The organism is Psychrobacter glacincola (assembly GCF_904846075.1).
Lineage (GTDB): Bacteria > Pseudomonadota > Gammaproteobacteria > Pseudomonadales > Moraxellaceae > Psychrobacter > Psychrobacter glacincola_C.
In genome coordinates, this window is record NZ_CAJGZH010000001.1 from 1452900 (window position 1) to 1462317 (window position 9418).

Below are 9418 nucleotides of genomic sequence, written 5' to 3' on the forward strand. Positions count from 1 at the left end.
TGAGGTTAAAGCGCTGTTAATTGGCTCTTTTGAGCATATTTTTTATATGTAGCTTTTCATCAAAGTCGGTTAATTTTTTTAAGTAGCGCACATACTCTGCGTAGTATTCAGGTTTTGCCATACGCGCCTCGATCTCTTTTTGTGTCTCAACCGGCGTTTTAATCGATTGAGGAAAATTACTAACTACCTCATGCTTGTCTTTAAGTTTCCAACCATATTTTTTAATCTCAGCTGGACTAAACACTTTGACAATATCTTCAAGGCTTGTACTGCTGGTGTCCCGAATACAAAACACGATTTCACTGATTTCTCGGCCGATTTTGTTTTCTGTATAGCTAACCTTCAGCGGTGTGTGCTTCTCAACCTCTGCTATGGCTTTATCTAAGACCTTAGTTTTAAAGTCTGTGATTTTTCCATACTTGTCTGTGCAGTTGAATTTTTGGCGCAGATACGCAACTGAGTACGCTTTTTTACCACTCTGCAAGTGTAAACAGCTACTGACAAGCTCGAACATTAAAATACCGTAAGAGCCCAGCTCCACGATATAGCGCCTCTCGTACTTCGTGAACGTATTTGACTTATCAAATACAGTTAACATCTCAGTCACTGTATCTGTCAACGTCACCGCTATTCGCCCTTGACCCTTTAGATACTCACACTCAGCAACCCAACTGCTACCTTTTCTATTGACGACCTCATCTGCTTTGAAATCATAAAACCAAAACGCTTTTTGTAGCAAACTATCCGATAACTCACTTAGCAGCTGGTATGTACCATCTTTTTCGAGCCCATATTCTTTGGCAAACTCTGAAGCTGTCAACATAAACGTCCGCTGATTAGCATTTTTATCAACGGCAGCTCGAACCTTTGGCGATAAAAGCATGATCAGTCGTCTCTCGTTATGCGTCAAATCTGTAATCGCGTTTAATAATCTGTTTTGTAGCACAATCCAATTCGGCCCATAAACCCAGTTGCTATGGTCTTTTTTATCGGATGCTGTACTACTGGCATCTGAACTTGCATTTTGAGGGGCTTGTATAGGCTTTTGAATCTCTTCTTCAAAAGGCAATACCTCAAAATCAAAGTCAATAGGAATGGGCTCAATAATCTCAATAGAGGCGTTGAAATCATTTCTTGTGTATCTAATATGATTGATTAAAGCCTCACGCTCCTCTGGTGTCAGCGGTTTTTCAACGCGTACCCTGATTGTATGGCCAAAGTCTTGCCTAAGCTTGTCTTGAAAACCCTGCATTTCTTCAGGTGTCATATCCTGACCTATTTGTTTGGTTTTAACTAATATAACATATATGACGAAAAATTTTATAATTTTTCGTCATATACAAGGTATTTGTCTACCTAAAACAAGCTAAATGTCTACCTATACACTAAAACAACAAGGTATTTGTCTACCTATAACAAGGTTAACGTCGTCATTTAAATAAAAAAAATCCCCTGTAATACTTATAAATGAAGCGCTACAGAGGATTGGCGAAAAACGTATAAATCTGTTAAATCTGTATATATAAATACAAAATAATATACGTGTATTTTTAGGTAAGAATAAAACAGCAACTATTTTATTCTGTGGTAACGTGATCAGAGGTATAGTCACCATTAGCAATTATATGGCGTCGTATGACCACATAAGGTTTGTTGTCGAATGTTTAGGTCGAAGTACTAACCAATATATTTAGACGTCTCTACAGAGCTTTCTCGTTCGTTTTAGGACACATAGCCAGAATGGAAAATAAAAAAGTGCCTGATTCTTAGGATCAAGCACTTTTGTGAACTAACACTGTTTACTTAATAATGATATCGGCACTGAACGATGATAATGGCATCATCTTGAACCTCATAAACCAGTCTATGCTCTTGATCAATGCGACGCGACCAATAGCCTGCCAGATCGTGTTTGAGTGGTTCAGGTTTACCAATACCCTCAAATGGATCACGTTTGATGGCTTTAATCAGCTTACTTATTTGCTTGACCTTCTCTTTGCTGGTTTTTTGCCAGTATTCGTAGTCCTCCCACGCATCCTGTGTCCAAGATAAGATCAAGCGTCCACCTCATCATCACAAGTCAATAATGCGTCATCCGTATTGATGTCATGCTCGATTAAACGACCCGCCTTAGCATCGGCTATAGAGCGTCTGAGGCGCTTGGCATTAGTGGGGCTTTTTAGCAGATGAAGCGTTTCCTCATATGAATTAAACTCTTCTAAACTCATGAGTACCGCAGGTTTGGCGTTTTGTCTAGTAATCACGATCGGCGATTTGTCGGTATCTACCTTATCGATATATTTGGCTAGGCCCTTTCTAAAATCAGTGTAGTTCACAACATCCATAACGATTACTCCGTGTTTGGTCATCTTTATTTGTATGACTGATATTATATACCATATCTGTACTTATATCTGTACAGTTATTTTTACACTGATTTATTTATGGCGCTGGCCGCTCAATCCGTAATCACCCGCAGAAGTTTGTGGCGGCGTATTAAGATTAGAGGGTTTTTGATAATCAAAGGATAACGGCACGGTATTGGTTTGCGCCACTTGAGTTAAGAACAATTTGATTGCTTGAGACGGCGTTAATCCATAGCTTTCAAACACGGCAAAGGCGCTATCCTTGAGCTCTTGATCGAGCCTGATATTATAATTGGTTGTCGTCATGGCATTACAAATGGCTTATATATGTACGTACAATATAAACCATTTGTAATGCCAAAACTACTAAGCATGCTTTTTCATATTATGATTTCTGCTTAGGGAACGTATAGCCTATCGCCAGTAAGTGCTTTTTGTGGGTCTTTAAAAAAGCCTCATCTCTTAATTGAGTGTGTAACCAACTAATAACTTCTTGAGTGCTTTTACCTGATGGTGCGTAACTACCAAACGGTGAGTAGTTAGCCAACAAAGGGGCAAAACGATCAATTTGCTTAACGGTTAGAGGTGGGATATCTCTATCCTCATTATTCTGATTTAGGCCCTCCTGTCCTTTTTTCTTAGTTGGCTTGGCCTTGACGGTGAATGTCAAACCTGTAACTGTGCGTCCACGTTTGATGTTTTCATAGGTGATTTTGATGTCGGTTTTCTGATTAATTTCTTTTATGGGTCCATCAACTGCATTCTCTTTCAAATTGTTGATGCGCTCATACGACTTAGGCGTGCCAAGTTCTTGCCTATATTGATCTAAAGTCATAGAAAAACCACCCTTCCCCTCAGACTTTTTTGCTAGATGGTAAAGGTCTAACGAGTAAGTCAATTTGAGGTTTAAGATATCTTCTTTTAAATATTTAGTGTAAGGGTTGAGCTTATCAAAAACCTGAAGTAAGTATATTACCTCATCTGTAAAATGCATCGATATATAGCCATCTGCATATTTCGACCTGATTAGCCATTGAACCTCTGTATCATCACCATCCTTATCCTCATAAATGAATGTACGCTTCATTAATTTTTTGCTAGCTGATTTCATTTGCTTATAAGCCGAGTTTCTATCTATTCCGCTAAGCTTAGCAAATTCAGAAGACGCAACCTCTATCGGTGTTTTTTCAGTAGCATTATTAACCCTAACCAATGGGCTCGCTAGAATAATGATGCGCTTCTCATCAATAGACATCTCTCTAAAAGCTTGAGTAATTTTATTCTGCATAACAATCCATTTTTCAGGATATTTTTTTTCGTATAGCTCGACATCATTCATTATGACAACCTCATTATGCTAGTTACTTTAAGATACTAGCATAATGCGGGATAAAAGTAGCATTTAAACGGGATAAAAGTAGCATAATGCGGGATAAAAGTAGCATAATAGAGTGCGTAACCCTTTAATAGCAAAGCTTACAGACTGTCTAAAAGTCTTTAAAAGTTTTTAAAAGTAAAAAATATATTTTTATTTTAAATAATAAGGAAAAAACCAAAAAACCGACGGATTTAAGATGATAATTTGATCGACCAATCACTTGTAAAACTGATCAGTAGCTCAGAATGCAATTGTCCATTTACTTAATGTTATTCCACGTTCGCATGGTTCGGATCAAGCTTAGATCTTTGAAGATCTTCAAAAGCATGGTCAAAGATATTTTGAATATCTTCGTCTGTCATTCTGGACAACCCTGTTTTCACATTCTCAATATCAGTCTCATTTTTTGTAGATAGTTTGTCTTCATTTTCAGTAGCCATTATCGACACATCTGTAAACACTTATCAAACCGTTGCTAAAAAGCCTAGAAACCACTCTTATATACGTTTTACGCTCTGTCCGATACGATGGTAGCTAAAGCTATTCTAAAACGCTTAAAACAGCTGATAACCGTCTCCTAACCTTTCGCTAATTAGTAGACGATCCAGCTGTACCTTCAATTAGGCGATTTCGAGTAGCTACTGTGATGATGAATAAATATCAAGCAATGAACCGTGGTCACTGTCCTGACTGTTTTTAGGTGGTGTAAAGCTGCTTGGTGTTTCCTTAGCTTCACCTTGCATCTTATGAGCAATTGACTTTAAAAACTCACGGTGCTTTTTCAAACGGACATATTTTTCATTATCGTGTGCGTCTAAAAAAATAGCTTGCAGTTCATGATTATCATCATCGTCTAATGCGTTGGCCAACCACTCCCCCAATATTTTATGTGCTTCAAGCCTGTCCTGATCAATCTCTTTTTAAGAGCCTGTAATTGCTTAATCTTATTTGCGAATAAATCATCTGATATTACTGACATTACCTCATCCTTTTTTTAGCCAACTATGATAGAGTTGATCCTAGCAGTGTACACATAGGGATGCAAGGTAGTAAAATACACAAGACCACATCGTTTCGTGGGCGCAGTAGTATTTTAACCCTCTGTTAAGAGCGAACTTAGGAGTTTATGTAAAAAGACCCACAAGGGGTACTATTTTTTTACATAAACTCCGTCGTCCGGCAGGGGGCGAACCCCCTACAACCCCCAAGAAAACATTTTTCAATTCCGGATTTTTTGCCATGAATAATAAAGGATTTCATCTATCGGTTAGCGCTGTTAGTAAGGCGAAAAATCATAGCGTGGTGGCAAAGTCGGCTTATAATTCTGGCTCAAAACTGGTTGATGAGCAGTCAGGAGTCGTCCACGATTACACCAGTAAAGCTAAAGACAAAATCTTAAATTTAGTGGACAGTGATGGTACTAAATACACGCAAGTTATTGAGAAAAATGTGATACATACGGCGTTGATAACGCCAACTCTTGCTGGGGATCTAGCAGTGACACGTGAGGGTTTTTGGAATGATATCGAACGCATTGAGACTCGTAAAAACGCGCAATTGGGTACTGAGATTGACGTGATGTTTCCTGATGGGATCACCGCGGATCAGCGTATAGTTCTGGCCGAGCGCTACGCTCAAACCTTATCTGATCGCTATAACGTGCTTGTCGATGTGGCCATTCATCGGCCCCACAGTCACGAGAAACATGTGGGGGAGGTTGAAGTGGTTGAGCTGACCAGTCGTAACTTTCATGCCCATATTTTACTCTCAAGCCGTGAGATAGTAGCGGATGTTGAGGGTTATGCTTTATCAGCACGCAAGAATTGGTTGCAGTGGTCAACGGAGGAGCGGTTATCTAAGGGGTTAAACGGACGCGGCGATGAGCTTAAATATCAACGCACCCTTTGGGCGGATATGGCCAATGAGCTACTGCCTAAGAATAAAACCATTAGTGAGAAATCCTACCGTGAGCTGGGCATCAATCGTTTGCCAAAAATGAAACTGGGTAAATCACTATATAAGGATATTCTCAAAGGCAATCGTTCAGTGATTCACGAATACAACGAGACGATTGATGAGATCAATGCTTACATTGAAAAAAATGGTTTAGTAATTGAGTACGACGACAAGGGACGTATTGACCTAGAAAGCAATGAACAAGAGGTTAACGGCGTCACAATACATTATAAAAAGCGTAAACCCTTTGCGCGAATTGAGCTCAGTAATATCCGATTTGTAGATCCTGCCGTTGAACTTGAACCCGCTATCCCTAAAAGTAACAGTCAGACGCATAGTGATGCGGCCAATGATCACGTACTTGATGAGCTTTTAGCAATCTCAGCCGACTTTGTGAGTCAAAAAAAGATGGTACGCAGCGCCTTATTTTCAACCATTGATGCGCTGCATGAAGAGTTAGCGCACCAGTCTAAACAGATTATTACCATTGATAAAAACATTAAGAGTACCCAGCGGTTCACCGAGGAGGTGGGACAGGATTTTAGTGACCCCCGCCAAAAAATGATTGAGCTTGCTAGGCAGATAAGCACAAAAGAGCAAAGTGAGGCACTAAAGGCGGCTTTAGCGTTGGTTGAGGAGTTTAGACAAGATGATACCCTACAAACAGGCCGCGCTGTTAGCCGTCTTGAAGAGCAGCTGTCACAGATTGATAAAACGGTGCTGAACAATAAAACGGTTTTAAAAAAGCTGATCCCGCTTAATAATGAAGTCATTGCTGACTACAAAGGGTTGAAGGCCACGCTAAAACCCTTTGCCGCAAAGCTGAATAAACTGGCGACTGGCTTTAAAGCTCTTGATGAGATTGATATTGAAAAATCCGACTTATCCTTACAGTGGGATCAAGCGTTTTCGGATCTACAAGATATAGACGTCACCAATAACATGGACACTTATCATAAGTTTGCCGCATTTGCAGATCTGGATGTTGAGCGCTTTAAATATCTTCAAAAAGAGCGTGAGGTGCTCAGTACGTTAAAAGCGGTAGAGATAAACGCGGATGCTGATACTCGTTTGACGGCATTGGCCGCTGATGTTAAAGCGTTTAAGACCACCAATAATGAAGACATCAAACAGTTAAAGCAGCAAATTAATACCAGTAAAAAGACTTATCAGCGCTTATCACCGTTTTATGAGCAGCGTATCGCCTTACTGGATCAAAGTGAGGCGGTGATCGTGCAAGATGATGATTTATACGATGAAATCATAAGTACCAAGACTACTCAGTTGAATGCAGATCGGCTTGAGGACTGGCGCAGCCGTACTATGGCGCTGCAATATCAGCTCAACAAAGCGCATGAGCAAGCAAAGCTTAAGAAAGAGGCTGAGCGCGCACGAGAGGAGGCTTTGATCAGGCGGCGAGAAACCTTACAACAGAGGCGGCAGCAGGCATCTCTTAAGCGTCAGCGAATCAATGAGACCAAAGCATATCGAGATCGATTTGACAATTTAGTGGTACGGGTGCGTAACCGCGTTAATACCCTTGATTTTAAGGCCGTTGATGCACCGATCGAAGCGATCAACGCGGCTGAGGCGGTTGCCGCACAAGCATTTATATTCACTACTCTAAAACACACTGACAGCTTTACGACACTACAAAAAAGTTTACGAGACACCGATGCTAAAAAAATTGCAACGCAGGTGCAGAAGGCAGCAACGACGCTATGGCAACAGCTTGAGCGCTTGCCTGACAATCAAGATAAGGTCGAGGTGTTAACGAAAATCAATGAGCGCTTTGAGCACGTTCCTGCTATCACCATAGATGGGGCAACGCTCACACAAACTGTGACAGATCACCTGCAAAAAACGAAGAACGCCATCCAAGCGCATGAACAAGCACAAACACGCCGCTACTCCTCACCACGCCCATTTTAGGCGGCATTATAATAATGAGTACCCCATGAATAAAGACAATAGCAATGAGCAAGACATACACGATCAACTTGTTAACCTAGTGACTTCATTGACTCCGGTCATTGGGGCCTTGCGTGAGCTGATTAAGCGAGCCGATGATGCGGTAGCGAGGCGGCTTGAGCGTTCGCTTAGCGGTATTGATAGCAAGGTGAATGAGGTGTCTTCTGCCATTGAAGAATTAGGTAGTAGCGCAAGCACGACTTCGCAGGCATTGAGCCAGTATCAAGAACTCGTGTTAAAGCAGCTTCAAGCAGCAGTGACGGCTTTCACTGACAATGAGATGCCGCGTCGTTATGATGACAAAATAGCGGGCATCATCACCGATATGAAACAGCAGATTGATACGGCTGTAGAGTCGGTCGTCACTGCTAAAAGCGATAGCATAGAGGTACAAATCAGTACCATGCAAGGAGTTGCTGATAAACTTAGCGCAAGCGCGGACAATCTAGCCCTATTCACCAATCAGTACCAAGCTGGTCATAAGCAGATTATTGAAGATATTGAGACCTTTGAGACCACCACCAAAACGCGGATTGAGCAGGTCGAGGGTAGAGCTAGTAAAGACTTGGACAAAATTCATAAGTCCATTGAGACTATGAGTATTAAAAGGATTGCAGCCGCTGTCGCAGCGGGTACGATGGCTGTGATAATAAGTTTGGTGGCCCTGGTATTTTGGTATGTGCCAAGCTTTGATGAGATTGCAGAAATGAGACAGCAGCAAGCAGAGCTACAGCGCGGCATCGATGAGCTTGAAACGGGTTGGAAACAGGCCTTTAATAATGCTCAAAGTGCGCAGTTTATTTTGGCTTGTGATGTTAATAAAGAGCAGCCTGATGTGATCAGCTGGTGCGTCAGAGCAGACAGTAAAAGCGTTTTGAGAGATGAAAAAGGCTTTGTTTATTATAAAATAGCTGGGTTGACGCGCGCGAAACCGACTGAGTAAAGGTTTATGGTAATAGTGAACCATACTGCCCAAAGAGGCTTTTATAGACTTATAGTGGCGTAGATAATTGTAAGGGCATTCTTAGGCTAGATACTGGCAGCTGATAAATCTAGTAAAGAATAAGTCTTTTAGAAAATATAAGACTAAAAAAACTTTTGTTTGACTGCCGTTATCTTTGTCTATATTAAAAAGCCATTAATATAGCTTCTGTTAAATTTTTATGCCCATATCAGAAAAAAGCCAGATAATGAAAATTTATCTGGCTTTAAGGATTATTGTTTCTTGTCGAACAAGATATCTGCGAATATCAGCTAAAACAGTTATGCTACTTGGTCCGTGTTAGCTGTGACCAAATCAATAAAAGCAGTTTTAAGGATGCTTAAAGTGTAGTCGTCAACGATAAGACCGTCATCTAGCTGTCGTTGTACCCAGACATAAACCGCTTCATCATTATAAAGAATAGCGTCCACACCAAGTAATGATGCTAACTGTACGCCTTGCTGTACTTGTAAGCTGAATAACAGCTGAGAGGCTAAAGCTTTAGTCTGTTCACTAAACCATATGCAGCTGTTGAGCCGCGATAGATTGTTATTCATTAGTATTCTCCTGCAGATTATTGTGTGTAAATAATGGATAAAATGACTTTCTACAGGTCAAATTATACCTATATTTTAATCTATTGCAAGAGAAAATGACCTTCTATAGGCCTTTTTGTACGTTTGAGGGTTATAATGTCTTATCAAAAAGTGTGTTTACTCAGGCGACTCACTGCTGTTCTCATTTATGATTTCATATAAATCACCA

10 protein-coding genes are annotated in these 9418 nt (G+C 40.6%); 2 read left to right on the forward strand and 8 right to left on the reverse strand.

The features are described from left to right. Window positions 1-16 precede the first annotated feature (16 nt). From JMW85_RS06145 to JMW85_RS06175, 7 genes are all read right to left on the reverse strand, one after another. The gene (locus tag JMW85_RS06145; protein WP_201581202.1) at window positions 17-1267 is read right to left on the reverse strand and encodes a replication initiation protein; all 1251 of its coding nucleotides are present in this window, start codon (window positions 1265-1267) and stop codon (window positions 17-19) included. 536 nt (window positions 1268-1803) lie between these two features. Next, on the reverse strand, window positions 1804-2058 hold the full coding sequence (locus JMW85_RS06150; RefSeq protein WP_025652646.1) for a Txe/YoeB family addiction module toxin: 255 nt from the start codon (window positions 2056-2058) through the stop codon (window positions 1804-1806). Beyond that, on the reverse strand, window positions 2055-2345 hold the full coding sequence (locus JMW85_RS06155) for a type II toxin-antitoxin system Phd/YefM family antitoxin (protein ID WP_025652647.1): 291 nt from the start codon (window positions 2343-2345) through the stop codon (window positions 2055-2057). Before JMW85_RS06155 ends, JMW85_RS06150 begins: the two co-directional genes overlap by 4 nt. A gap of 93 nt (window positions 2346-2438) precedes the next feature. Beyond that, complete coding sequence (locus tag JMW85_RS06160) at window positions 2439-2672, reverse strand: type II toxin-antitoxin system RelB/DinJ family antitoxin (protein WP_025652648.1); 234 nt, start codon at window positions 2670-2672, stop codon at window positions 2439-2441. A 79-nt stretch (window positions 2673-2751) separates the two neighbouring features. Further along, window positions 2752-3705, reverse strand: a complete 954-nt coding sequence (locus JMW85_RS06165) for a replication initiation protein (protein ID WP_045448300.1) — start codon at window positions 3703-3705, stop codon at window positions 2752-2754. Between the two features lie 308 nt (window positions 3706-4013). Beyond that, entirely contained in the window at window positions 4014-4184 is a 171-nt protein-coding gene (locus tag JMW85_RS06170) for a hypothetical protein (protein WP_157292455.1), read from the reverse strand. 198 nt (window positions 4185-4382) lie between these two features. Next, window positions 4383-4613 carry a hypothetical protein gene (locus JMW85_RS06175; RefSeq protein WP_201581203.1) on the reverse strand — a complete coding sequence of 77 codons (231 nt, stop codon included), beginning with the start codon at window positions 4611-4613 and terminating at the stop codon, window positions 4383-4385. Between the two features lie 370 nt (window positions 4614-4983). Between JMW85_RS06175 and JMW85_RS06180 the strand changes: the two genes are divergently transcribed. Together JMW85_RS06180 and JMW85_RS06185 are read left to right on the forward strand one after the other, a co-directional pair. Next, entirely contained in the window at window positions 4984-7632 is a 2649-nt protein-coding gene (locus tag JMW85_RS06180) for a MobA/MobL family protein (RefSeq protein WP_201581204.1), read from the forward strand. Between the two features lie 25 nt (window positions 7633-7657). After that, entirely contained in the window at window positions 7658-8614 is a 957-nt protein-coding gene (locus JMW85_RS06185) for a hypothetical protein (RefSeq protein WP_201581205.1), read from the forward strand. Between the two features lie 320 nt (window positions 8615-8934). Here the strand turns inward: JMW85_RS06185 and JMW85_RS06190 are convergent, their stop codons facing one another. Continuing rightward, window positions 8935-9210 (reverse strand): hypothetical protein, encoded by a 276-nt coding sequence (locus JMW85_RS06190; protein ID WP_201581206.1) that lies wholly within the window; start codon window positions 9208-9210, stop codon window positions 8935-8937. Between the last annotated feature and the right edge of the window lie 208 nt (window positions 9211-9418).